This window comes from Sphingobacterium faecale, assembly GCF_016746095.1.
GTDB classification, from domain to species: domain Bacteria; phylum Bacteroidota; class Bacteroidia; order Sphingobacteriales; family Sphingobacteriaceae; genus Sphingobacterium; species Sphingobacterium faecale.
Window position 1 is genome coordinate 15,336 of the sequence record NZ_JAERTY010000007.1, and the last position, 22,909, is coordinate 38,244.

Genomic DNA, 22,909 nt, shown 5'->3' on the forward strand with positions numbered 1-22,909 from the left:
AGTAACTTTAGCGCATGAATCAATATATTGGCAGACCAAATAGCCCATGGAGCTCACTCCTTATTTTATTGGGATTGACGCTGGCTTGTAGTGTGGGAGTCCAGTTCATAATCCTCTTGTTGGGTATTCTTTCCGATGGAGGATTGGCGGAGGTACTACAGAATGAAGGCAGTCTGTCCTCCTTCTCCAATCGGCCCTTCTTTTTGTATGCGCTATTGATTGCCAGTTCTTTTGGTACATTTTTACTGCCTGCCTTTATTCTTCAAAGATTAGAACCCTATTTTAATTATTTTCCAACAGAAAATAGAAAGGATGGAATAGCCTATGTCATTGCTATTGCACTGCTGTTTGCATTCGGTCCAATCATGCAACTGATAGGGGATGCAAATGCACAGATGACATTTCCAAATAGTTTAAAAGGGGTCGAGACTTGGATGCGATTGCAAGAAGATAATATGGCTAGTTTGACTGAACGTATCGTGATGGTAGATCGATGGGAGTTGCTTCTGGTAAATGTTGTCGTAATGGCCGTCATGCCCGCAATTGCTGAGGAATATTATTTCAGGGGTTCGTTAATGCATATTATACAGCGCCTCGTTAAGAATTATCATATTACAGTGTGGCTCTCCGCTATTATTTTTAGTGCAATACATGTGCAGTTTTTTGGCTTCTTTCCAAGGATGGTCCTAGGTGTATTTTTTGGATATATGTTTGTGTGGACGCAGAATATTTGGATACCTATATTGGCTCATTTCGTGAATAATGCGACAGTGGCGGTATTGGCATTTGTATATGCAAGGGAAGGGAAAACATATGCCGACTTACAGTCATACGATAGCTATTCAATATTTGTGTATATTGGAAGCTTTATTTTAACAATACTCTTAGGAATCTGGTTTTATAAAATTTCAAAACAAAAGCAAGCTAATGGAGAAAGATTGGAAGAAAATACAAGTATATAACAGCGCTGTTGAAGCTGAGATCGTAAAACAGATGCTGGAAGAAAATGGCGTACATGCTGTGCTGTTGAACAAACAAGATTCATCTTATCTGTTCGGAAAGATAGAGCTCTATGTTCATGAAGATATGGAACAACGGGCGTTGCGATTAATTAAGGATAATGAAGAAAATAATATAGGGGCGGAGGATGTTAACTAGAGCTATTACAGGATTTTTTTTTATAGCCGTATTGATCGGTGCACATCTGTTAGGGCAACTTGTTTTTGTTTCCTTCTTCTCATTACTGGGACTTTGGTGTTTATATGAGTTTTATGGGATAGTCCGTAAGGAAGAAGTAAAACCCATGATTTTTTTAGGGATAATTGCATTTGCTATTTTGAGCGCTCTTATCGCTTTACATTGTTTGGGTGTGATCCCGTTTGTTAAGGTATGGTTATTTATTCCATTGTTCTCTTTCATATTTATCTTGGCGTTGTTCCAAAAAAGGGCACTTCCCTTTAATGATATTGGTTATACCCTATTAGGGATTACCTATGCCGGAATTCCATTTCTGTTTTTTCTAGCTTTGGGATTTATAAAGGGTGACTTTAATTTCTATATACCACTCGGTTTTCTAATAATTCTTTGGTCGAATGACACGGGGGCCTATCTTGCGGGAAGAAGCTTTGGAAAACGCAAATTGTTCGAACGAATATCACCTAATAAAACATGGGAAGGCTTTATCGGTGGAGTCCTATTTGCAGTAGCTATTGCTTTTAATCTAGAGCAGTATTTTGGTGCTTTGACAAAGTGGGAATGGGCGTGTATGGCGCTTATTATCGGTATATTTGGCACTTTGGGCGACCTGGTGGAATCGATGTTAAAACGCAGTTTGGGGGTTAAAGATTCGGGAAATATCCTGCCAGGACATGGGGGATTGTTAGATCGATTCGACGGTTTATTAATGGCTGCGCCCTTAGTATTTTTGTTTCTGTTAATGATTGCATAGGTATGAATATTTCTACGTCAACATTTAAATTCCTCAAAGATCTTTCTGATAACAACAGCAGAGAGTGGTTTCAAGAGAATAAAGGTCATTACGAAGAAGCTCTTCAAAATGTGAAAGAATTTGTAGAAGAATTGATTGTACAGCTTTCTCTATTCGATCCGCAGATCAATACCGATATAAAGGCATCTAAGTGTATGTTTAGAATTTATCGGGATGTCCGGTTTTCCAAAGACAAGTCTCCCTATAAGTCTTGGCTGGCAGCAGGAATTTCTGTGGATGGACGAAAGTTAGACGGGCCTGAATATTATATTCACATTGAACCTAATAATTCATTTATAGCTGCTGGGTATTGGCGTCCTAAAAAGGAACATTTGGATGCAATTCGTCAAGAGGTAGATTATAATGCGGAGGCGTTGCATGGTGCGTTGGAAGCAGGGCAATGGACGGTGGCAGATCTTTCGCAAGAAGATAAGCTTACTAGACCTCCTTCAGGATATAGTGCGGATGATCCACAGATTGAAATCTTTAAATTAAAAAGCTTTATCATACATCAGCATTTGTCAAATATGGTATTGACAGATGCTGATGCAATGGACAAAGTAGTAGGTATTTGTAAAAGGATTTATCCGTTCAAAAAATTCATTCAAGAGGCCATTGATCTGGAGCCTTAATGCGGAAAACTCAACTTACCCATACAGACAGCGGGCGAATCTTTCAGACCTGAAACATTATTGGGGCTTCCAGCTACGGCTTCATTTGCCAATATGGCAAAAAGACAGGCTTCTTTTGCATCGGGATTCATGTCTATTTCGTCAATGGAAGCAACCTTTATCGTAGGTAGAGCTTTTGCAATATTGTCCATCAATAACGGATTGTGAAGGCCTCCTCCGCTGATATATACTACGACATTATCTAACCCTTGTGCAAGGTATTTAATACCATTCGAAATAGATGATGCTGAAAACATATTCAATGTAGCCATCACATCTGCAGGAGATAGGTTTTGTGTATTTGAGCTACTTTGCTTTTTTTTCAGATATTGAAGATTAAATAATTCCGGTCCTGTCGTTTTTGGAAAATCAAGTTCAAGGAACTCCTCTTGGAGAAGATGTTCTAGCAAAACGTCGTTAACCGAACCAGACATCGCGATTTGGGCATCTAAATCCATCTCTCTTCCAAAATGTTGAAACATATATTGATTCATCATTGTATTTCCCGGACCAAGATCTGTAGCAAAGGCCTTAAGTTCTGTGTGCTTATTAGGAAGAAATGTGAAATTTGAGATACCTCCGATATTCAAGAGTATTCTATTTTCTACGACATCAGTGAATAAAAGAAAGTCTCCGTAAGCTGCCAGCGGGGCACCTTCTCCGCCTGCTGCAATGTGCTTTTGCCGAAAATCTGATAGTGTTATGATTCCTGTGTGTACAGCGATGTGATCACCATCACCAATCTGTAGTGTGCTGTTGGGCAAATTGATGTTCTTTGTTAAAGATTGAGGAGCGTGATAGACTGTCTGTCCATGACTGGCAATTAGGTCTATAGTGTCAGAGCTGACTTGCCACTTTGTTAAAGCTTTTTTAATCAAATCCGCATGTACAAGAGCAATATAGGGATTGATTCCCGAAAAATCCTGTTGATTGATTTCTGTTTTTGCGAATATTTGACGTATATAGTTTCTGAATTCATCTTGATAAGGTAGTGTGTCAAAATGAACAATTTCCAGTTTTGTGTCAAAACCACTCCCTTGTATTTTGCATAGAGCAATATCCAATCCGTCTAGTGACGTTCCCGACATGAGCCCGATGATTAAACGGTTTTCTTTTTTGCTTATTTCATAAAGCTTTTCAATTTGGCTATTCATATTCTAAAAATACGCATATTCGCTTTTGGTAATGTCAATTGTTAATGATATTTTTGGAAAAAAAGAAGAAATAATGAATTTTCCAGCAGAATTGAAATACACAAAGGATCATGAATGGATTCGTGTAGAAGGCGATGAAGCCGTAATCGGTATTACTGACTTTGCTCAGCGTGAGTTAGGTGATATTGTTTTTGTTGATATTAACACTGTAGGAGAAGAGGTAGCAGCAAACGAAGTGTTTGGTACTATCGAAGCGGTTAAAACCGTATCCGACTTGTTTATGCCTACAAACTCCACAGTATTAGCAGTGAATGATGCAATTGACGCTTCTCCAGAATTAGTAAACTCTGATCCTTATGGGGAAGGTTGGATTATTCGTGTGAAACTCGAAAATCCTGCGGATTTAGACACGTTACTAACGGCAGAAGGATACAAGTCGGAAGTTAACGCATAAGTGATTGATTTTATATCAGATAAAGATAAAGCCTACGCAATTTGCGTAGGCTTTATCTTTATCTGATTGTTTAATTCTTGATTTCTTTAAGCTCGGTACTAGAGCTGATTTTGTTGCCCTGTATCTCCATCGCACTAGTCACAGAAGATGATTTTACAAAGAATGTTTTAGCGTCTAAAACATAGTGCCCAGTTGTAGTTCCGATTGCATTGCCTGAGTTGTCAATAAAAATTCCCTCGATGGTTATTTTATAGCCATCCACATTTTTCTCAGTAAATGTGGATGTAGTTTTCCCTTTTACCGAGAGCTGCGGTAGAGAAACTTCGTTGTTCCAGCTGTCCCCTATAGCCAAAGGGTAATCGGGGTATGAAACAAACATCCCTTGGATGCTGGATTGGTCAAATGCTTGATCAGGTACATTAGGGAAATCCATTTCTGTTATTTTTGCGTTTTTGTCCATTTTTATGGTCAGAGTGCTCTCCAATAAAGGTTTCAGTTGAGTTGCCATCATTTCTTCCATCTGGTTTGATGGCTCTTTCGATGAGTCATACGATATGGTCATTATACCCGCATTTATATCTGTTTTCAACTGCGTATATTTTGCTTGATAGGTAATCTGAGATGTCGTAACCTCGGTTGCTTGCATGTCCATCTTAATAGTCATATCCATAATCATACTTTGAGCACCCTCAACATCAGATTTTGATACCATTTCGAAAGGAACAACTTTTCCTTTTTCTGGATTTAATTTAAATGTTACTTTTTCCTGCGCTTGGAGTCCTAAAAACATACTGGATACAATAAGTGCAGCGATAATTTTTTTTTTCATACGTGTATAATTATTTCATGACCCAGCAGCTGTTGGATCGATTTGATTTTCAACTGATGTTTTTTATTTACTATTTAACTAATGATGCTGTGAAAGTAGTGTTTTAATTTTAGTTATGTGTAGAGATGTAAAAAAAAAGGAGCCTAAGTGGCTCCTCTTAATTGTATGATGTTTTTATACTATTTCTTGTATGTAACTTCTTTTACAGCATTGATGACTTTAGCTACATTTGGTAACGTAGCTTCCACTAGCGTAGGTGCATATGCTAAAGGTACATCTGCAGATGTCACGCGTAATACAGGCGCATCTAGGTAATCGAATGCATTTTTCTGAACATGGAATGAAATCTCAGAAGATATAGATGCCAATGGCCAAGCCTCTTCCACGATAACTAGTCTGTTGGTTTTTTTAACCGATTCAACAATTGCTTTATAATCAATAGGACGTACTGAACGTAAGTCGATTAATTCAACACTAAGTCCTTCTTTCTCTAACTCTGCGACAGCTGGAATTACAACTCTAGGAAGCATCTTGCCAAAAGAAACAATAGTAACATCTGTTCCTTCTTGAATGGTATGTGCTTTGCCGATAGGAAGATAGTATTCTTCCTCAGGAACAGCCCCTTTGTCTCCGTACATGACCTCTGACTCCATGAAGATTACAGGGTCTGGGTCGATGATGGCCGATTTTAAAAGCCCTTTTGCATCGTAAGGATTAGAAGGAACAACTACTTTCAAACCTGGTGTATTCGCATACCAGTTTTCAAAATTCTGAGAGTGCTGTGCTCCTAATTGTCCGGCATTACCGGTAGGACCGCGAAATACGATTGGACAAGAAAGCTGTCCGCCTGACATTTGACGAATTTTAGCCGCGGAGTTGATAACCTGGTCTATTGCGACTAATGAGAAGTTGAATGTCATGAATTCTACAATAGGTTTTAACCCATGTGTAGCAGCTCCAACAGCAATACCGGCAAAACCTAATTCAGCAATAGGAGTATCAATAATACGTTTTGGGCCGAATTCGTCAAGCATGCCCTGGCTTACCTTATAAGCTCCGTTATACTCAGCAACTTCCTCCCCCATTAAAAATATAGTTTCATCTTTACGCATTTCTTCGTTCATTGCTTCACGAAGCGCTTCTCTGAATTGAATTTCTCTCATTAGTTTTGAAATCGTTTTAATTAACCTTTGATATGCAAAAATACTATTTAATAATGATATTTCATACGTATGAAATGTAATATTGCTGTCGGTTCCTCTACCAGCGTGCCTCTAATATAGCAATAAATAAAGTCCTTATAACTTGGTTTATTTGAGGAATTCTTGTAACCATAGGTTTAGATTTTCAATAGCTAAGGTAATATCCCAGGCACTTCTATCCCGTTTTTCAACATAGTTAGAGATAGCTCTTACTTGCAGGCAAGGTACCCTTTCCTCTTGGCAGACAAAAAATACAGCAGCACCTTCCATACTTTCAGTCGCAACAAGAGGTAAGCGCTCTTTTAACTGATCTATAGAGATGGGGTTACCATGAACAGTGTTGACAGTGATGCCATGGTAACTTGGCAATTGAACAGAAAGCTGAGGCGGAGAAGTGGAATGAAACACGCTTTTACCAAACCCCAGCTCTTCTATAGGGAGGAAAATATCGTCATTTTCTGCACCTAATTCAGATAGCTGGTCAGTCTTTGTTTGAATGACTGTTCCCAATGGGATTGTGTTGGAAAATGCTCCAGCGATACCAATATTAAGGACGTAATCCGGACGAGTATCCTGAAGTGCTTTTCCCAATTGATAAGCCGTTGCTACCATACCGACTCCTGTAATCAGATAAGGGATGTCCATTTGGGTGAGAAAATTAATGCTAGGAGCAATCTCCCCATTGGTGGCGGCTACGATCAATGGTTTCATATGTGTATAATTATCTTCGATGAGCTCGCAAGCTCGGTTTTTTTTATCTGTCATATGGAATACTCATTGGTGTTTGTGCTTCGCTAAACATGAGTATTTCATATGTTGTTTTTCGTAAAGGATTCTTCTATTTTTAACTGCTAAAATAGAGTTTTTTAAGGTATATTTGCCTATATGATATACATTACAAGACGGGAGAGATTCTGTGCTGCCCATAAGTTGCATCGCGAAGATTGGTCAGAGGAGAAAAATGAAGCTGTATTCGGCTATTGTTCCAATCCTAATTGGCATGGACATAACTATGAATTGTATGTTACAGTAAAAGGAACAGTGAATCCAGAAACAGGTTTTTTGATTGATTTGAAACTGATGAAGAATATTATCAATACAGAGGTCATCGATAAAATGGATCATAAGAACATAAATTTGGATGTAGACTTTATGCAAGGCAGGATGGCGTCAACAGAAATAATTGCCATGGAGATATTTCATGTGCTAAAGCCTCACTTTGAACATGAAAATGTACAGCTCCACAGTGTGAAATTGTATGAAACAGAAAATAACTCAGTCGAATATTTCGGCGATTAATCACATAAATAATTAGTTAAGAAATGAGTAATCTTACGGACTTCAATGAAGAATTGGAAGGCTACAAAAAGATAGACCAATATAATGGACAACAGGTGGAACGTATTGCTTCGCACTATAATGATATCTTATCGGCCATAGGCGAAGATCCAAACCGTGAAGGCTTAATCAAAACACCGGAGCGTGTAGCCAAAGCGTTGCAATATTTAACCCATGGATATGATATTGATGCTGCTGAGGTACTTCGTGGTGCTATGTTTGAAGAAGATTATAGTCAGATGGTTGTGGTAAAAGATATAGAGGTGTACTCCATGTGCGAGCACCATATGTTGCCATTCTTTGGTAAAGCGCATATCGCCTATATTCCCAATGGCCATATTGTGGGATTAAGCAAGATTCCAAGGATAGTAGATGCTTTTGCTAGACGCCTGCAGGTACAGGAACGGTTGACGAATGAAATCAGAGATTGTATTCAGGATACATTGAATCCAGCAGGAGTTGCCGTAGTAATAGAGTGCAAGCATATGTGTATGGCAATGCGTGGTGTGCAAAAGCAAAATTCTGTAACAACAACTTCTGCTTTTACTGGAGAATTTCAAAATGATGTTACACGATCAGAATTTTTAAGATTAATAACCGCGTCCTTAGCTTAGGACATAAGTTAATCATAAGTAATCAAAAAAACCTTGTTTTCAGTCTGAAAACAAGGTTTTTTTGATTACAGATTATCTTAGGATCAGTTGATCTAACCTAACAGCGGGAGTAAAAATAATTTGTTTTCTAAAATTGTTCCGTAAATTCGCAACCATGTTTCAAGATCAAGAAGAGGTAAGTGGCTATTTAGAAGGGACTTGTGATGCAGAGGATGTGTTACTTGGAGTTATAAATAGAGAAACATATTTGAAAGAGACGATGCCCCATATGTTATCGGGGCATTATCAAGGGCGCGTCTTGTCTATGATTAGCAAGATGCTTGCTCCAAAAAAAATTCTAGAGGTAGGTACTTTTACAGGTTACGCGACGTTATGTTTAGCGGAAGGGTTGACCAAAGATGGCACTCTGCATACTATCGATATTAATGAAGAGCAGGAAGAGCGAGTTTCAGGATATTTTGAACGCTCTGAATATGCTTCGCAGATTCAATATCACATAGGGGATGCCATCAATGTAATCCCAACGATAGAAGGAGAGTTTGATTTAGTATTTATCGATGCAGATAAAAAGCGGAATTTGGTTTATTATGAAATGTTAATAGATCGGATTCCAAAAGGGGGCGTTATTTTATTGGACAATGTACTGTGGAAAGGAAAGGTCTTTGAGAGCAATCCGGACAGTCAAACAAGACAAGTCTTAGAATTGAACGCCACCTTGGCAAAAGACAATCGTGTAGAAAAGTTGATTTTGCCAATCAGAGACGGGCTTTTTGTGTTACGCAAAAAGTAATGGTTGAACTAAAAAGTAAAAAATGCAAAAATCTTTATGCAGCAGAGCATTGCTGTTACTAGTATTGTGTTTCGCTTCAGTAACGACACTATTGGGACAAAAGAAATTCAGTCCCTCAAGTTACATCGAGCAGCACAAGAGCGTTGCACAACAGCTTATGCGCGAGACAGGTGTGCCAGCATCTGTGATTTTAGCAGTCGCTATTCATGAAAGTGCTTATGGCAATAGTCGAATTGCCAATCATTTAAACAATCATTTTGGGATTAAGGGAAAGAACAACAGTTCAGTGATAAGATCTGCCTACAAAGGCTATGAATCTGTGTGGGCTTCTTATAATGATTTTGTAGGTCTCCTAAAGAGAAGAAAGGCTACACAGCCTTTATTTGAAAAATATTCTCCTCAAGACTATACTGCTTGGGTCAAAGGAATCGCCCGCTCCGGCTATTCGGTGACCAAAGACTGGAGTAGTAAGGTTCTGAACACGATTGATAGGTACGATTTGGATGAATTGGATATAAATTAGTAGATTTATATACTTTTTTTAAATTGATGAGATTTCTATTGCTATCTTTCGTCCTAGTGGGCTTGTTGGGTTCTTGTGCTTCGAAAAAAAGAACGGTATTGTCACATCCCTCATCATCGGGTAGCTCTTCATCTAGATCTAGTGTTAGTAAAGGAGCGACCTCTACATCAGGACTTTCTTATATTGAGCAATATAAAGATGTCGCTATTCGTGAAATGAATCTCTATGGTATACCTGCTAGTATCAAATTAGCTCAGGCTCTGTTGGAATCTGGAAATGGAAACTCCTATTTAGCAAGGGAAGCGAATAATCACTTTGGAATAAAATGCGGAGGTGTCTGGAACGGGAAAAGTGTAAGAAGGGCCGATGACAATCCAAACGATTGTTTTCGTGTATATGATAATCCCGAGCAATCCTTTAAAGATCACTCGCAGTTTCTTTTACGCAAACGTTATGAGAAGCTATTTACACTGAATAGAAATGATTACAAAGGTTGGGCAAGAGGGTTAAAAGATGCAGGCTATGCGACCAACCCGAGGTATCCCGAGCTATTGGTCGATTTAATAGAACGGTATGAGCTTTACAAATACGACAAAGGCGAAACTTATGTAGAGAAGGGCCGTCGTGAAGAGAAGGTAGAAAGAGTAATCGAAACGAAAATCGAAACGGAACCTACCACAAAGCCTGAGCAGATTAAATCGCCAGTTGCTATGGTCATTCATGAAGTTAAACCTGCTCAGACGCTGTATAGCATTAGCCGTCAGTATAATGTTACAGTCGACCAGATTAAGCAGTTGAACAACCTTTCAGATGACACATTGTCAATAGGACAGCTACTTGTGATTACCAAATAGAAGTAAAACATTGTTAAAATTATAGCGTTTTATTCGGTAATAATGTAGATTTACAGTTGTGAACACCAATCTAAACATAGTACTGTTAATATTACTACTTTTCTATTGTGGACGGATATATTCCCAGCAAAAGGTAGAAGGGTTGATTTTTGATAAAGATACTAAACAGCGGATAGGTCGGGTATTAATGATTAATAAGTCCTCTGGCGCCAATGTCTTTAATAACTCAAGAGGAGAGTTTGCCTTGGAGATGCAGCGTGGTGATAAGATCATAGCGCAAAAGGAGAACTATTTTAGTGATACACTAACTTATAAAGGGGAAAAGGTGCTCATTTTTAACTTAAAGAAAACCTCTATATATATAGATCCTGTAACCGTAGTCGCAAGAAAGACTCCCGAACAAATTCTAGCGGATAGACGAAGGGATTATGATAAAGCCTATAAATTAGCTGATCCGGGGAGTTATTTAAGTGTCGGACCTACTGGGGCAGGGCTGAGTATAAATGCGATATATAACCTGTTCAGTAAAGAAGCAAAAAACGCTCGAAGACTGACGAAGTATTTTCAAAAGGAATATGAAGAAAATATTGTTGATATCCGTTTTTCCAAAGAGTTGGTTAAAGGGGTAACTGGGCTGGAAGGAGAACCGTTGGACAATTTCATGGTAAGATACAGACCTTCGTATGATTTTGTATCTTTGGCAACACATTATCAAATGGTGAGCTATATAAAGTCCAAATATGAATATTTCAAGTTTGTACCTTATATTAAGCCTCTTCCGGACTTGGACAATATAAATATTAATAATGAAGATTAGTAAGCATATATGATGAGACATTTACCCCTATTTTTGAGCTTTCTAGCTGCTCTTTGTAGTATACAGGCCTTCCCCCAGACAGATTTAAAAGGGCTTAGGGAGGATCCAAACACTAAAAAATTAGATGCCGATACAACTAAAGGTGTTCAAATCAAACAGATCAATGTTCCTATCCCCAAGTTAGGGTTAGAAGTTGACTATTGGAAACATTGGACAAAGTTTGGACTAAATTTAAATCAGGCGACATTTAGTGATAACTGGAATGCAGGTGGGGTAAGTTCAATAGCGGTGGGTGGTACTTTTTGGCACAAATCTGATTATAATAGGGACCGATTTAACTTTGTGTCAGAGGTGGATCTGAAGTATGGTAAGATTCAAAATTTTGCAAAAAAAGATGGCTCTAATAAACGCCCTCCCAAACCACTGGCAAAGAAAAATAATGACCGCATTTTTTGGGACAATAAGTTGGCGTATAAATTCACGAATATTTGGGCACTTTATTTTTCGTTTACATTTGAATCTCAATTTGACTTAGGTTATAATTACGCAAAAGATAAGGAGGGGAACGAAATTATTAAAGAGACTGTTTCCAGCTTTATGGGGCCTGGTTACTTTACGGAGTCGTTCGGGGTAGAGTACAAACCGGATAAAACCTTCTCTCTACGTCTGGGAACAGGTACGGCACGTCAGACATTGGTTTTAGATGATCGAGTGAAGCCATTGACTATTACAGAGTATGCGGAACGTTATCCCGATAACCCGCCAATAGTAAAGGATCAGGAAAAATGGGGGCTCAAACCTGGACAAAATTTTAAAAACGATCTCGCTTTTCAGGTGACGGCAAATCTAGACAGAAATCTATCTCAAAACCTCAATCTCAAAGCACGGTACAACCTTTTTGCAGACTATAAGGATATAACAGATCCTGATCATAGGTTGGATGCAACATTAAGCGCCAAAGTAACTAGCTTGGTTAATGTGTCGTTATCTGGAATTTTAGTGTATAACTACGATGAAGCATCAAAAATACAATATAGCCAAGCGTTAACCTTAGGAGTAATATACGCGTTACCAAGATAATATTATAGGGCCATGTTGTTGAAGGGATTTGTCGTAGGAGTCAGTTCGTTTGTATTGATTGGATGTGGTGCATCTAAAAAGGTTACAATTGCACCAAAGAAAGAGTCGTTGGTGAGGATGACTCCTCAAGATACCTTGACAAAAGTTGAAGAAATAGTAAAAGTTGAAGTTCCAAAAACGGTAGATACAACAGTTTTTCACGCATTGCGTGAGCTGACTCCAGAAGAAAAGGTTAAGGAACAAAAAGGTGGCGGCGTATATAAAGGGGCTGATTGGGCTGCTGCTATACATTACGACCTTCGAAAACCTAATTTTGTTATCATCCACCATACTGCCCAGAATAATATCGCACAGACGGTACGTACATTTCAGGTGCCGCATTCTAAAGTGAGTGCCCATTATGTAATAGGCAGGGATGGACAGATTATTCAAATGCTAAACGATTATGAACGCGCATGGCATGCCGGGAAATCAAAATGGGGCAATATTGATGATCTCAATTCTGTATCCTTAGGCATCGAGCTGGATAATAATGGGAAGGAGCCATTCCCAAATGCACAGATAAACTCCTTGTTGATTTTATTGGATACATTGAAAGCGAAGTACCTGATCCCTCAGCTCAATTTTATAGGTCATGCAGATATTGCCCCAATGCGTAAGGATGATCCTAGTGTTTTATTCCCGTGGAAACTATTGGCAGAAAGAGGGTTTGGAATTTGGTATAACGAAGACTACCTAATGATGCCTCCCGCTAATTTCAATCCGATAGACGCCTTAAAGATAATGGGTTATGATATGCGAAACCAAGAAGGAGCGATCCGTGCCTTTAAGAGAAAGTATATTGTTAAGGAAGTGAACGGTGTATTGACCGCTCATGATCAAGCAGTACTGTATGATTTGTATCGTAAATATTTCTAGATTTGTGCTGCTGCTTTGTTGGAGATCATTCGTTGAAGAAAAAGGCCAAAACATATAACTAAAATACAGCCAATCAGATTAAGCCATAGGAAGGCAACGACGTCAGCTTTCCAGATTCCAATAATGATAAGTTCTGTAAGGATTGCAGCCCAAAAAACAGCCTTGCCACCAACTTTCTTAACGTAGAAAGCAACGAGGAATATACCGAGTATTGTGCCATAAAATAAAGAACCTAAAATATTAACTGCTTCTAGGAGATTACCTAGCTTGTTTGCGTATAGGGCAACTATGACCGTAAAAATTCCCCAACCCAGTGTGCACAACCTAGAGGCTTTCAGATAAGCACGTTCTGAAGCTTCCTTGTTGATGAACCGTTTGTAGATATCGATGACGGTGGTAGAGGCAAGCGAATTTATTGCGCTTGCTGTGGCTCCCATAGAAGCGAGCATAATTATGGCGATAAGCAACCCAATAAATCCCTTCGGGAAGGTCGAAGTAACAAAAGACAAGAAAATATAGTTGTTGTCATTCGTGTCGGCAGTTGTGTCGTTTTTCTTGATTAAACCAATCACTTCTTGGCGTAGCGCATCCGATTTTGCGTTTAGGGCATTTAGTTCTTCACCTTTAATGGCTGCATTGAGATTATCCTTCTCTGCCAATGCCTTAGTTAATGCTGTAATCGTTTGCGATTTGCTTAATCCAATTGCTTCTTGCTGACGTAGTAATTGTGCGTAATCTTCGGCATAAATACTGTTTTCAAGTTTGTTTGTCTCCAGCGAATTGAAAAATAGCGGCGGTGTATGATACTGATAGTAGGCAAAGACCAATACGCCTATTAATAGGATACAGAATTGCATAGGAACTTTTAAAAGACCATTCATCAATAATCCCATTCTGCTGTCCCGGATAGATGATCCTGTCAGATAACGTCCCACTTGGCTTTGATCAGTGCCAAAGTAGGATAGCTGCAGAAAGAAGCCTCCGATCAGACCTGTCCATACCGTATATTGATTGTTTAGATCAATAGTAAAATCAATAGCATTGGTCTTTCCTGATTTGCCAGCGATATGTAAGGCTTCGCTAAATCCAATGTCATTCGGGAGTAGCCGTATTACCATAAAACCAGCGGCAAGTAATCCACCGAATATAATTCCCATCTGCAAGAGTTGTGTATAGGAGACGGCCTTGGTCCCACCATATACCGTATAAAGGACCACGACACCGCCCATGGCTAACGTAGTGTAGGTGATGTCTATGTGTAATATCGTTGATAAGATAATAGCAGGTGCGAAAATCGTAATTCCTGTAGAAATTCCGCGTTGGATTAGGAATAGGAATGCCGTTAATGCTCTGGTTTTGATATCAAATCTCTTTTCTAGAAACTCATAAGCCGTAAATACACGAAGCCTATGAAAAATAGGTACAAAGGTGATGCATAGCACAATCATGGCTAGGGGGAGTCCAAAATAAAATTGAACAAAGCTCATCCCTGAAGAGTAGGCTAGGCCCGGAGCAGATAAGAAAGTGATGGCACTCGCTTGAGTAGCCATTACCGAAAGACCTACATTGTACCAAGGGAGTTCACGGTCGCCCAGTAGATAACCGTTAATATTACGAATATTCCTGCTTTTGAATACGCCATAGGCGATAATCAAAAGCAGGGTAGTAAAAAGCACTATCCAGTCGATAGAACTCATGAATAATGTACCGTGAATAAGTACATAAATACGATACATAAGAGTAGCCAGATTACCAGAATCCAGTAAAATTGGCGCCAGCTGCGGACAAAAGGGGGGAGTCCCTTATCTGTCATGAGGCTTCTGGGGTAAGAGCACACTATTGAAGAAGATGGCAAATATAAGACCTCCTATTAATCCTCCAATAATGCTTGAAAATGATCCGCAAGACGCAAAAGCGGTTAGCGCACCAAATACAGAGCCAATTAATAAAATTAAACCTTTTGCGTTAATAGGTTGCGCATCGTTTACTTGATTTTCCATATCTAATCTTAAAATTACTTTTCTTTTGTAAGCAAATTTACGAATAATCTATAAGCTCCGGGGACTCCTGCAGGTAATTGTCTGAAAAAGGCCAATGAAGTGTATACAAACTTACCCTTTCCATAATTAGTAATCAAGAGGGATCCTTTATTGGGCTGTTCATCCCTGTCATGTATAGAAAGCGGCGTGCGATAATTCCGATCGATATCGTCTGCAAAATACAGCCCACGTTCTTGTACCCATCCATCAAAATCGATTGCTGTGATCTTATTCGGGTAAGAGAACGCGATATCTTTAGCCTCAAATTGAACAATAGCGTCTTCTTCTGTCACGCGGTCTCTCGATATAGCGAATGGGTAGGGACCTAACTGTTCGGCCATGAGCTTAGTGTTGACATTATATTGCATTAGTACAACACCTCCCTGTGCTACATATTCCATCAAGAGTTTTTGAATCGCGGCAGCCTGCGGATTGATATTAAAGTAACGTACACCCACTACGATAGCATCATACTGCTGTAGTAACGGCGCAGATAAAGTCTGTCCATTCAGGTTGGTGGTCGCTATACCAATTTCATTTAATGATTTAGAAACGAGGTCACCAGCACCAGCAATATAACCTATACTTTTGACGGGGTTTACCAGAGCGAGGCGCTCACAGTTAATGACTGTCGTAGGAAACCAGGTGATACGGGGAATATGGTCGTAATCAATGGTCTTGATTGATTTTAAAGCCACATTGTTCCATAGCAGTTTGATTGTAGTGTGAGCACTATTTGCCGAGGAGGGTTTTACCCTGATTTGTTTGGTAATCGTGTTTGATTCTGCAAAATCTAGATTGAGATGTTGAGGAACGATGTTCCACTCATCAGATTGCGGTATGTCGACCTTAAAGTTGTTGCTATCTTTATCATGCCGGGTAAAAGTGATGTTCACGACTTTCTCTTCACCGTTAGTACTTAATACAATCGATGAGGACGCCTCGGCAGTAAGGACGGGTGTGATCGCTACAGGGCTATGGATTTCGCCACGGACAGGGTCAACGACTTTATATTGTATAGCTTGGGATCTCTGAAGTAATTTTCCATCGATGTCAAAAGTGAAGGTAACTATTGGGGGGGTAGGGTTTGTTGGAAATCCTATATCCTTCGGCTCTACATCAAATTTTCCTAACGAATGTGCTTTTTCAAGCCAGTAAGGTTGTGTGTTGCGGTGCCATGTATAAGGGGCTGACGAGTTCCAAGTGTTGTTTGTTGCGAGTGCCTGATTGACTTCTGCCAAGCTTGTCTTGATAAGCTTGACCTTAATTCCTGGACGTCTAGCAATGGCTTCAAGAGATACATCAAAGCTTTTGTTTATAGAGTATTGGCTAGATGCGGTTGTTGCATCAACCCATATGCCCGCACAAGCGGTAATAATATCTTCGATTTCTTGGGTTTTAAGGGTTTTCCAGTAAGGCTCATCAATTGTGAGAACCTGCTCCCGGAGCACGAACAAGGCAGGAATACTTTTCTCGGGGTTTAGGTAGTCAAACCCTTTGATAATATTGTTGATTTGGACTTGTATGTCGGCAGTATTGGGGATTCGACTCCAACTTGTTTCAATTCCTTCCATTAGGTCCTTTTGTGGCTTGTCACCTGCCACGAAGTCAAAGTATTCAATGCTTGTGCCTCGCGTAGTAGCAGCGCCAAATCCCTGACTTTTATGCTGTGATCTGCTACGTGCCGCAATCTCACCATAAGAGTCACCCAATAGTGGGCTATAGGCTCCGATATCTACTTTCAGCTGGTCTTCAGACGTATTGTTCATCCCACCGAAATTAGCTGTGTTCCATAGAAGGCGTTTTGCTTTCCATACGGATACAGTAGCAAGTTGTTTAGGAAATTGAGTCGGGTCAGCAGCAGCAAGGTATGCCTCGTGCGCCAATATTGCGGAAGCCTGATGATGGCCATGTCCACCGCGCTTGTCTGGGGGAAACCTAGTAATGATAATATCGGGTCTAAATTTGCGGATAATCCATACGGCTTCACGTAAGGCTGTTTCTTTATCCCAAAAGTCAAAGGTCTCTTGATGGGTTTTAGAAAAACCAAAGTCATAAGCAGAACTGAAAAACTGCTCGCCCTTATCGATCGACCTCGCTGCAAGTAACTCCTGTGTACGTATGAGTCCAAGGTCTATTCCTTGCTCTGTGCCGATAAGATTTTGTCCTCCATCACCGCGGGTCAGGGAAAGATAACCAGTCCTATATTTTCGCTCTTGAGCCAGCCATGCTATCAGTCGGGTGTTTTCGTCATCCGGATGTGCAGCGAAGTACAGTACTGATCCTAATGTGTTCAGTTTTTCAAGCTTAATCATGATCTCACCGGTAGACATGTTTCCGTGCTGGGACCGTGCTACATAATGAAGGGAAATAAGAAATAGAAATAAAAGAGATATTTTTCTAAACATAGTTAAATATACATTTTTAACCTAAAAAACAGTCATCTATAGGTTTGATAAACTGTAATATTGTTATGGCAAATGTCGGTAGGACTTTGGAGGAATGGATTTATATTAAGGCTGTAACCGACTTGAAAAAACTTTAGAGGATTTTTTTGAATAGATGGAATACAAAAAAGAGCTAAATATGCTTTAGCTCTTTTTTCAACAATTAAAAATCTTTAGTCTTAAAATAGTGTGCGCTTAATTTGTTATTAAAGGCATAATAGTGTTACGACTCACCAGATTAAGGTGTAACCCTTCAACACTAGTAAAAGTACTATAAAAACCACAATATAATAAGTGTCATTGAAAAATAATTTTCCACATCGCCCGAGTTATAAACAAAAGCGATGTAGGGGCGTAATTTCCTATTTGTCTATCGAACCCAATACACGTTGCATGAATGTGTTCAAAGCTTCTTTTTTAGGAGTTCCCTCCTTGATTAACTTATCTACCTCGATAGCGCCATACATATTTGAGATTAATTCTCCAATAACATCTAATTCTTCGTCTTTTAAAGAGGAGACTTCGGTTAAGGACTCTAATGTCTCAATCGTCTCTAATATATAGTCGGCATCGTTTTGTTCGATGAAATCTGTTAAATGCTTAATTACTGGTAACTTCATTTAATAAATCGATTAATCCCTCAATTTTGTTTGTCTGTACTTGATTTACTAATTTACCGTCTTTGAAAGCAGCAAATGTTGGCAAGTTATTAACGTTGGCTAGCTTTCTAGATTCTGGGTTTTTTTCAGCATCTACGATAATGAAAGTTATATTTTCATTATCGGTCGCCAATTTTTTGAACTTTGGCTTCATAATGCGACAGTTTCCACACCATGAAGCAGCATATTGTACCATTACAGTTTTGTTGCTGTTAACAACTTCCTGTAAGGTGTCGTTTTCTAATTCCTGTAACATAATAGTTTGTGTTTAAATAATAGAGGCGGAAGAATTCCGCCTCTAGAGTAGTTGAAATTCCTTAGTTTGCAGACAGATACGAAGCTACACCCTCGCGAGTTGCGTTCATAGCATCTTTACCTTCTTCCCAATTTGCAGGACAAACCTCACCATGTTTCTGTACGTGAGTATATGCATCGATTAGACGGATGTATTCTTTAACGTTACGTCCAAGTGGCATGTCGTTTACTGATTCGTGAAAAACTTTACCGGTCTCGTCAATTAAATAAGTAGCACGGTAACTCACTGCAGAACCTTCTACTAATGTACCGTATTCAGGATGCTCTACTTCCTTCATCTCCAAAATGCCTAATACACTAGAAAGATTGCGGTTGGTGTCTGCAATGATAGGGTACTCTACACCTTCTATACCACCATTGTCTTTTGCTGTATTCAACCATGCGAAGTGAACTTCGTTAGAATCACATGAAGCGCCGATTACGATAGTATTACGCTTTTCGAATTCTGAAACTGCCTCTTGAAAAGCATGTAATTCGGTAGGGCATACGAATGTAAAGTCTTTTGGATACCAGAATAACAATACCTTTTTGTTCTCTTTTTGCGCTTTTTCAAAAATATTGATTGAAATGTAGTCACCTAAATAATCAATTGCATCAACTGTAATGTTCGGAAAATTCTTACCTGTAAAACTCATAATATATCTTTCTTTTTTTGTACAACAAAGGTACGTATAATTACAACAACTATAAATTGAAATTGCCTATATGATATCATCAAAATCTATAACTTTATCAATCTATTTATAGATGTTTCTTATAAATTGGGTGAAAATAAAATGAGTCCTTGTTTTGCAACTTGGATAATAATACTTTTGTGTACTTTAAAAGTATTGGCCCCGTAGTTCAACGGATAGAATAGATGTTTCCTAAACATTTGATAGCAGTTCGATTCTGCTCGGGGCTACTAAATACTATGGAATAAAAAGCCGGATTTGATTTATATCAGCCTCGGCTTTTTCTTTTTTTTTAAATTAACGCTAACGTTTTCATAACTAATGTTAGATTATAACCACTAATCTTAATTATCTTGTGGCTGTTTTTTTGGATCACCGGGCTCTGTGTTATCGGTTGGTAATAGTTGATTTAGGTGAGAAGAAGTGTGGTTATTAAATTTTATCAATGAAAGCTTTTCTAGACGAGAATTTTCTGTTAAACACCGATAGTGCAGGTGAGCTATACCATAGTTACGCAAAAGGTTTACCTATTATAGATTATCATAATCATTTGCCAGCAAGTCAGGTAGCTCAGGATAAAACGTTTAGTAACCTCGGAGAACTATGGTTAGCCAATGATCACTATAAGTGGCGTGCAATGAGAGCTCATGGTATAGATGAGTTCTATATAACGGGAGGTGCCTCCGATAAAGAGAAGTTTCTTAAATGGGCAGAGACGGTGCCTTATACATTGCGTAACCCATTGTACCATTGGACGCACCTCGAGCTACAGCGATATTTTGGTATTACCGACTTATTATGCCCTGCTACCGCGGAGCGAATTTATGAAGAAACTGCTCAACAAATTGTAGATGCGGGTTTCTCGGCAAAAAATCTATTAAAACGGATGAATGTAGAGATGCTATGCACTACTGATGATCCATTAGATACTCTGGAATACCATCAGCAAGTATCAGCTGAAGGAGAAGTTTTTAAAATGCAGCCTACTTTTAGGACAGATAGGGCAATTGATGCAGATAATGTTAAAGAGCTAAATAGGTATATCGATAGATTAGAGGAGATTGTAGGGTTTTCTATCCATAGTTTCAACGACTATTTAGAAGGATTGAGAAACAGACATGATCACTTTGCTGCCTGTGGCTGTACAATATCCGATCATAGTATAGAGCGATTATACGCAATAGAGTATACTGATTTCGAATTGAAGACAATTTTTGCGAAAATAAGAGCGGGAAAACAACCGGATCTAGAAGAAGCGTCTAAGTTCAGGTCTGCACTTCTGTTGTCCTTCGCTGAATGGGCACATGAAAAAAAATGGGTTCAACAGTATCATATTGGTTCTTTGCGTAATAATAGTAGGCGTATGTCTGTCCTCAGCGGTACAGATACAGGGCATGATTCAATAGGTGACTTTAAACAGGCTAAAGAGCTTTCTCTTTTTTTAGATAGATTGGATTATCGGGGTAAATTGGCCAAGACCATTTTATATAATTTAAACCCATCGGACAACGAGCTGTTCGTCAGTATGGCCGGAAATTTTAATGATGGTTCTGTGCGTGGAAAAGTTCAATTTGGTCCAGCTTGGTGGTTTTTAGATCAAAAAGATGGGATAACCAAACAGCTTAATGCACTTTCTAACATAGGGTTGGTCAGTAATTTTGTAGGAATGTTGACCGATTCGAGGAGTTTTTTGTCATTCCCTCGACATGAGTATTTCAGACGGCTGTTGTGTGATATTTTTGGTATGGATATGGAAAGGGGGGAGATCCCGAATGATAGGGAATGGGTTGGTAAAATTATACAGGATATAAGCTATTTTAATGCACGGGAATATTTTAGTTTTTCAAAATGATGGAAGGTAAAGTTTTAAGTTTTGGAGAGATTCTTCTCCGTATTTGTCCTGACCTGTCTCAGGATTGGGTTGGGACGGGCGCATTGCCCTTTTTTGTGGGAGGTGCTGAGCTTAATGTTGCATCAGCTCTAGCAACATGGGGACTGCCTTCGGCTTATATCTCCGCTATGCCTCAAAATGATGTGACTTTAGGAATTTTACAGTATTTAAAAGGTCGAGAAATAAACGTTGACGGGATGCTCATGCAGGGAGATCGACTTGGGTTGTACTATCTGCCAAAAGGTAAGGATGTGAAGCATGCTGGAGTAATATATGACAGATCTGGTTCAGCTTTTGCTAAGCTACAGCGTTCCGACATAGATTGGGGGATGGTTTTTAAAGGGGTCTCTTGGTTTCATTTTTCTGCCATATGCCCCGCGATATCCCAGGAGATAGCCAAAATATGTCTTGATGCGGTGAGAGAAGCAGAACGTCAGCATATATTTGTTTCATTGGACCTTAATTATCGATCGAAGTTATGGAAGTATGGAAAGGATCCAATAGAGATAATGCCGGAATTAGCAGCTTGTTCTGACCTTATTATGGGGAATGTATGGGCGGCAAATCAAATGTTGGGTACATCATTAGATCCCGGGTTGAAGGAAACAAAAATGAGTTATGCACATACATTGCTAGAAGAACAGGCTAAGAAAACAAGTTTAGAGATAGTTGGGCAGTTTGATAAATGTCAGCTTGTAGCCAATACATTTAGATTTGACTACCGCGATAAAGGAATCCGATATTTTACCACTCTTTTTGGACAGGAACAGCTGTTCGTTTCTGATGAGTATCTAGCGGAAGAGATCGTCGATAGAGTAGGAAGTGGTGATTGTTTCATGGCAGGGTTAATATATGGTTTGTATCAAGAAATGGGGCTGCTTAATACCCTGAAATTTGCTACTGCAGCTGCTTTCGATAAATTATTTATAGCGAGTGACGCAACAGATAGTTCAGTCACAGATATTCAAAAACGGATAACAAAATGAACAAAAGAGAAATAGTACTAAAGGCTATATTGCAGCAAGGTATATTGCCTTTATTTTATCATGATGATGTTGCGGAATCAGTTGGGCTTGTAAAGAAGCTTTACAAAGCCGGGATAAGAGTTTTCGAGTTTACTAATAGAGGGGATAAAGCTGCTATTGTGTTTAAAGAACTTCTATCTGTCAGAGACAGGGAAATGCCTGGGCTATATCTTGGAATAGGTACCATAAAGAATAGGGAGGAGGCGGCTCTTTTTGCAGATATGGGAGCTGATTTTATTGTCTCACCTATAATTAATCCTAGCGTGGCGGAATTGGTCAATGAAGCTGGTCTGCTTTGGATTCCGGGATGTATGACTCCTACCGAGATTTATCACGCACAGGAGTATGAGGCAGCGCTGATTAAGTTATTTCCTGCGAATATACTCGGGCCTGGATTCATGTCTGCAATAAGAGATTTGTTTAAGGGGCAGCTTTTTATTCCAACAGGAGGTGTGGATATTGAGCTGAGTAATCTAAGATCATGGTTTAATTCGGGGGTCTGTGCAGTAGGAATGGGAAGTAAGTTGATTGACCCGAAAAATGCTGATGGGTTAGAAGAAAAAACAGTGTTGGCGTTGGATCTTGTCAAACAGGCAAGACAAAAATAAAAGACATTCTGTTTACATTT

At 39.2% G+C, this 22,909-nt stretch carries 26 protein-coding genes and 1 tRNA gene; 17 read left to right on the top strand and 10 right to left on the bottom strand.

Features of this window, described 5'->3' with window-relative positions; genetic code table 11:
• Nucleotides 1-14 precede the first annotated feature (14 nt).
• From JKG61_RS12330 to JKG61_RS12345, 4 genes are read left to right on the top strand one after another with little or no spacing between them, the layout of a single operon-like run.
• Nucleotides 15-962, top strand: coding sequence for a CPBP family intramembrane glutamic endopeptidase (locus tag JKG61_RS12330; protein WP_202103295.1), 948 nt, complete (start codon nucleotides 15-17; stop codon nucleotides 960-962).
• On the top strand, nucleotides 928-1,158 hold the full coding sequence (locus JKG61_RS12335; protein ID WP_202103296.1) for a putative signal transducing protein: 231 nt from the start codon (nucleotides 928-930) through the stop codon (nucleotides 1,156-1,158). Before JKG61_RS12330 ends, JKG61_RS12335 begins: the two co-directional genes overlap by 35 nt.
• On the top strand, nucleotides 1,148-1,948 hold the full coding sequence (locus JKG61_RS12340) for a phosphatidate cytidylyltransferase (RefSeq protein WP_202103297.1): 801 nt from the start codon (nucleotides 1,148-1,150) through the stop codon (nucleotides 1,946-1,948). The genes JKG61_RS12335 and JKG61_RS12340 overlap by 11 nt, the downstream gene beginning before the upstream one ends.
• 2 nt (nucleotides 1,949-1,950) lie before the next feature.
• Nucleotides 1,951-2,619 carry a DUF2461 domain-containing protein gene (locus tag JKG61_RS12345; RefSeq protein WP_202103298.1) on the top strand — a complete coding sequence of 223 codons (669 nt, stop codon included), beginning with the start codon at nucleotides 1,951-1,953 and terminating at the stop codon, nucleotides 2,617-2,619.
• Here JKG61_RS12345 and JKG61_RS12350 read toward each other — a convergent pair.
• A complete protein-coding gene (locus JKG61_RS12350) occupies nucleotides 2,616-3,812 on the bottom strand; it encodes an anhydro-N-acetylmuramic acid kinase (RefSeq protein WP_202103299.1) in 1,197 nt (398 codons plus the stop codon). The two genes, JKG61_RS12345 and JKG61_RS12350, sit on opposite strands and share 4 nt — an antisense overlap.
• Nucleotides 3,813-3,885: 73 nt before the next feature.
• Here JKG61_RS12350 and gcvH point away from each other — a divergent pair, with 73 nt between their 5' ends.
• Nucleotides 3,886-4,266 (top strand): glycine cleavage system protein GcvH, encoded by a 381-nt coding sequence (gene gcvH, locus JKG61_RS12355; protein WP_202103532.1) that lies wholly within the window; start codon nucleotides 3,886-3,888, stop codon nucleotides 4,264-4,266.
• A 70-nt stretch (nucleotides 4,267-4,336) separates the two neighbouring features.
• On the opposite strand, the gene JKG61_RS12360 is transcribed toward gcvH, so the two are convergent.
• The 3 genes from JKG61_RS12360 to mqnB form a co-directional block, all read right to left on the bottom strand.
• On the bottom strand, nucleotides 4,337-5,095 hold the full coding sequence (locus JKG61_RS12360; RefSeq protein WP_202103300.1) for a DUF6263 family protein: 759 nt from the start codon (nucleotides 5,093-5,095) through the stop codon (nucleotides 4,337-4,339).
• A 179-nt stretch (nucleotides 5,096-5,274) separates the two neighbouring features.
• Nucleotides 5,275-6,258, bottom strand: coding sequence for a pyruvate dehydrogenase complex E1 component subunit beta (locus JKG61_RS12365; RefSeq protein WP_202103301.1), 984 nt, complete (start codon nucleotides 6,256-6,258; stop codon nucleotides 5,275-5,277).
• Nucleotides 6,259-6,405: 147 nt separating this feature from the next.
• Nucleotides 6,406-7,008 carry a futalosine hydrolase gene (gene mqnB / locus JKG61_RS12370; protein WP_202103302.1) on the bottom strand — a complete coding sequence of 201 codons (603 nt, stop codon included), beginning with the start codon at nucleotides 7,006-7,008 and terminating at the stop codon, nucleotides 6,406-6,408.
• Nucleotides 7,009-7,182: 174 nt separating this feature from the next.
• Between mqnB and JKG61_RS12375 the strand changes: the two genes are divergently transcribed.
• The 8 genes from JKG61_RS12375 to JKG61_RS12410 all read left to right on the top strand — a co-directional run bounded on the left by JKG61_RS12375 (nucleotide 7,183) and on the right by JKG61_RS12410 (nucleotide 13,231).
• On the top strand, nucleotides 7,183-7,596 hold the full coding sequence (locus tag JKG61_RS12375) for a 6-pyruvoyl trahydropterin synthase family protein (protein WP_202103303.1): 414 nt from the start codon (nucleotides 7,183-7,185) through the stop codon (nucleotides 7,594-7,596).
• A gap of 23 nt (nucleotides 7,597-7,619) precedes the next feature.
• Nucleotides 7,620-8,249 carry a GTP cyclohydrolase I FolE gene (gene folE, locus JKG61_RS12380; RefSeq protein ID WP_202103304.1) on the top strand — a complete coding sequence of 210 codons (630 nt, stop codon included), beginning with the start codon at nucleotides 7,620-7,622 and terminating at the stop codon, nucleotides 8,247-8,249.
• Between the two features lie 154 nt (nucleotides 8,250-8,403).
• Nucleotides 8,404-9,039: an O-methyltransferase gene (locus JKG61_RS12385; RefSeq protein WP_202103305.1), complete on the top strand. Its 636-nt coding sequence runs from the start codon at nucleotides 8,404-8,406 to the stop codon at nucleotides 9,037-9,039.
• 22 nt (nucleotides 9,040-9,061) lie between these two features.
• Nucleotides 9,062-9,562 (top strand): glucosaminidase domain-containing protein, encoded by a 501-nt coding sequence (locus tag JKG61_RS12390; protein ID WP_202103306.1) that lies wholly within the window; start codon nucleotides 9,062-9,064, stop codon nucleotides 9,560-9,562.
• A gap of 26 nt (nucleotides 9,563-9,588) precedes the next feature.
• Nucleotides 9,589-10,416 (top strand): glucosaminidase domain-containing protein, encoded by an 828-nt coding sequence (locus tag JKG61_RS12395; RefSeq protein ID WP_202103307.1) that lies wholly within the window; start codon nucleotides 9,589-9,591, stop codon nucleotides 10,414-10,416.
• Nucleotides 10,417-10,474: 58 nt separating this feature from the next.
• The gene (locus JKG61_RS12400; RefSeq protein WP_202103308.1) at nucleotides 10,475-11,233 is read left to right on the top strand and encodes a hypothetical protein; all 759 of its coding nucleotides are present in this window, start codon (nucleotides 10,475-10,477) and stop codon (nucleotides 11,231-11,233) included.
• 9 nt (nucleotides 11,234-11,242) lie between these two features.
• Nucleotides 11,243-12,313: a DUF3078 domain-containing protein gene (locus tag JKG61_RS12405; RefSeq protein WP_202103309.1), complete on the top strand. Its 1,071-nt coding sequence runs from the start codon at nucleotides 11,243-11,245 to the stop codon at nucleotides 12,311-12,313.
• A gap of 12 nt (nucleotides 12,314-12,325) precedes the next feature.
• Nucleotides 12,326-13,231, top strand: coding sequence for an N-acetylmuramoyl-L-alanine amidase (locus JKG61_RS12410; protein ID WP_237249467.1), 906 nt, complete (start codon nucleotides 12,326-12,328; stop codon nucleotides 13,229-13,231).
• Here JKG61_RS12410 and JKG61_RS12415 read toward each other — a convergent pair.
• The 6 genes from JKG61_RS12415 to JKG61_RS12440 form a co-directional block, all read right to left on the bottom strand.
• Nucleotides 13,228-14,928 carry a sodium:solute symporter gene (locus JKG61_RS12415; RefSeq protein WP_202103534.1) on the bottom strand — a complete coding sequence of 567 codons (1,701 nt, stop codon included), beginning with the start codon at nucleotides 14,926-14,928 and terminating at the stop codon, nucleotides 13,228-13,230. The genes JKG61_RS12410 and JKG61_RS12415 overlap by 4 nt on opposite strands.
• 105 nt (nucleotides 14,929-15,033) lie before the next feature.
• Nucleotides 15,034-15,231 (bottom strand): hypothetical protein, encoded by a 198-nt coding sequence (locus JKG61_RS12420; RefSeq protein WP_202103310.1) that lies wholly within the window; start codon nucleotides 15,229-15,231, stop codon nucleotides 15,034-15,036.
• Nucleotides 15,232-15,245: 14 nt separating this feature from the next.
• Nucleotides 15,246-17,678 (bottom strand): PIG-L family deacetylase, encoded by a 2,433-nt coding sequence (locus JKG61_RS12425; RefSeq protein ID WP_237249468.1) that lies wholly within the window; start codon nucleotides 17,676-17,678, stop codon nucleotides 15,246-15,248.
• Between the two features lie 401 nt (nucleotides 17,679-18,079).
• A complete protein-coding gene (locus tag JKG61_RS12430) occupies nucleotides 18,080-18,337 on the bottom strand; it encodes a DUF6952 family protein (protein ID WP_202103311.1) in 258 nt (85 codons plus the stop codon).
• Nucleotides 18,318-18,632: a thioredoxin family protein gene (locus JKG61_RS12435; RefSeq protein WP_202103312.1), complete on the bottom strand. Its 315-nt coding sequence runs from the start codon at nucleotides 18,630-18,632 to the stop codon at nucleotides 18,318-18,320. Before JKG61_RS12435 ends, JKG61_RS12430 begins: the two co-directional genes overlap by 20 nt.
• Before the next feature lie 61 nt (nucleotides 18,633-18,693).
• Nucleotides 18,694-19,326, bottom strand: a complete 633-nt coding sequence (locus tag JKG61_RS12440) for a peroxiredoxin (RefSeq protein WP_202103313.1) — start codon at nucleotides 19,324-19,326, stop codon at nucleotides 18,694-18,696.
• Between the two features lie 197 nt (nucleotides 19,327-19,523).
• On the opposite strand from JKG61_RS12440, the gene JKG61_RS12445 reads away from it, so the two are divergent.
• The 4 genes from JKG61_RS12445 to JKG61_RS12460 all read left to right on the top strand — a co-directional run bounded on the left by JKG61_RS12445 (nucleotide 19,524) and on the right by JKG61_RS12460 (nucleotide 22,889).
• A tRNA-Arg gene (locus JKG61_RS12445) sits at nucleotides 19,524-19,595 on the top strand.
• 215 nt (nucleotides 19,596-19,810) lie between these two features.
• On the top strand, nucleotides 19,811-21,217 hold the full coding sequence (uxaC, locus tag JKG61_RS12450; RefSeq protein WP_202103314.1) for a glucuronate isomerase: 1,407 nt from the start codon (nucleotides 19,811-19,813) through the stop codon (nucleotides 21,215-21,217).
• Nucleotides 21,214-22,242, top strand: coding sequence for a sugar kinase (locus JKG61_RS12455; protein ID WP_202103315.1), 1,029 nt, complete (start codon nucleotides 21,214-21,216; stop codon nucleotides 22,240-22,242). Before uxaC ends, JKG61_RS12455 begins: the two co-directional genes overlap by 4 nt.
• Nucleotides 22,239-22,889, top strand: coding sequence for a beta/alpha barrel domain-containing protein (locus JKG61_RS12460; RefSeq protein ID WP_202103316.1), 651 nt, complete (start codon nucleotides 22,239-22,241; stop codon nucleotides 22,887-22,889). The genes JKG61_RS12455 and JKG61_RS12460 overlap by 4 nt, the downstream gene beginning before the upstream one ends.
• Nucleotides 22,890-22,909: the final 20 nt, after the last annotated feature.

Excerpts from the sequence above, each read along its gene's own strand:
- JKG61_RS12330 (WP_202103295.1), top strand. The coding sequence starts at position 15 with ATGAATCAATATATTGGCAGACCAAATAGCCCATGGAGCTCACTCCTT.
- JKG61_RS12335 (WP_202103296.1), top strand. The coding sequence starts at position 928 with ATGGAGAAAGATTGGAAGAAAATACAAGTATATAACAGCGCTGTTGAA.
- JKG61_RS12340 (WP_202103297.1), top strand. The coding sequence starts at position 1,148 with ATGTTAACTAGAGCTATTACAGGATTTTTTTTTATAGCCGTATTGATC.
- JKG61_RS12345 (WP_202103298.1), top strand. The coding sequence starts at position 1,951 with ATGAATATTTCTACGTCAACATTTAAATTCCTCAAAGATCTTTCTGAT.
- JKG61_RS12350 (WP_202103299.1), bottom strand. The coding sequence starts at position 3,812 with ATGAATAGCCAAATTGAAAAGCTTTATGAAATAAGCAAAAAAGAAAAC.
- gcvH (WP_202103532.1), top strand. The coding sequence starts at position 3,886 with ATGAATTTTCCAGCAGAATTGAAATACACAAAGGATCATGAATGGATT.
- JKG61_RS12360 (WP_202103300.1), bottom strand. The coding sequence starts at position 5,095 with ATGAAAAAAAAAATTATCGCTGCACTTATTGTATCCAGTATGTTTTTA.
- JKG61_RS12365 (WP_202103301.1), bottom strand. The coding sequence starts at position 6,258 with ATGAGAGAAATTCAATTCAGAGAAGCGCTTCGTGAAGCAATGAACGAA.
- mqnB (WP_202103302.1), bottom strand. The coding sequence starts at position 7,008 with ATGAAACCATTGATCGTAGCCGCCACCAATGGGGAGATTGCTCCTAGC.
- JKG61_RS12375 (WP_202103303.1), top strand. The coding sequence starts at position 7,183 with ATGATATACATTACAAGACGGGAGAGATTCTGTGCTGCCCATAAGTTG.
- folE (WP_202103304.1), top strand. The coding sequence starts at position 7,620 with ATGAGTAATCTTACGGACTTCAATGAAGAATTGGAAGGCTACAAAAAG.
- JKG61_RS12385 (WP_202103305.1), top strand. The coding sequence starts at position 8,404 with ATGTTTCAAGATCAAGAAGAGGTAAGTGGCTATTTAGAAGGGACTTGT.
- JKG61_RS12390 (WP_202103306.1), top strand. The coding sequence starts at position 9,062 with ATGCAAAAATCTTTATGCAGCAGAGCATTGCTGTTACTAGTATTGTGT.
- JKG61_RS12395 (WP_202103307.1), top strand. The coding sequence starts at position 9,589 with ATGAGATTTCTATTGCTATCTTTCGTCCTAGTGGGCTTGTTGGGTTCT.
- JKG61_RS12405 (WP_202103309.1), top strand. The coding sequence starts at position 11,243 with ATGATGAGACATTTACCCCTATTTTTGAGCTTTCTAGCTGCTCTTTGT.
- JKG61_RS12410 (WP_237249467.1), top strand. The coding sequence starts at position 12,326 with ATGTTGTTGAAGGGATTTGTCGTAGGAGTCAGTTCGTTTGTATTGATT.
- JKG61_RS12415 (WP_202103534.1), bottom strand. The coding sequence starts at position 14,928 with ATGAGTTCTATCGACTGGATAGTGCTTTTTACTACCCTGCTTTTGATT.
- JKG61_RS12420 (WP_202103310.1), bottom strand. The coding sequence starts at position 15,231 with ATGGAAAATCAAGTAAACGATGCGCAACCTATTAACGCAAAAGGTTTA.
- JKG61_RS12425 (WP_237249468.1), bottom strand. The coding sequence starts at position 17,678 with ATGTTTAGAAAAATATCTCTTTTATTTCTATTTCTTATTTCCCTTCAT.
- JKG61_RS12430 (WP_202103311.1), bottom strand. The coding sequence starts at position 18,337 with ATGAAGTTACCAGTAATTAAGCATTTAACAGATTTCATCGAACAAAAC.
- JKG61_RS12435 (WP_202103312.1), bottom strand. The coding sequence starts at position 18,632 with ATGTTACAGGAATTAGAAAACGACACCTTACAGGAAGTTGTTAACAGC.
- JKG61_RS12440 (WP_202103313.1), bottom strand. The coding sequence starts at position 19,326 with ATGAGTTTTACAGGTAAGAATTTTCCGAACATTACAGTTGATGCAATT.
- uxaC (WP_202103314.1), top strand. The coding sequence starts at position 19,811 with ATGAAAGCTTTTCTAGACGAGAATTTTCTGTTAAACACCGATAGTGCA.
- JKG61_RS12455 (WP_202103315.1), top strand. The coding sequence starts at position 21,214 with ATGATGGAAGGTAAAGTTTTAAGTTTTGGAGAGATTCTTCTCCGTATT.
- JKG61_RS12460 (WP_202103316.1), top strand. The coding sequence starts at position 22,239 with ATGAACAAAAGAGAAATAGTACTAAAGGCTATATTGCAGCAAGGTATA.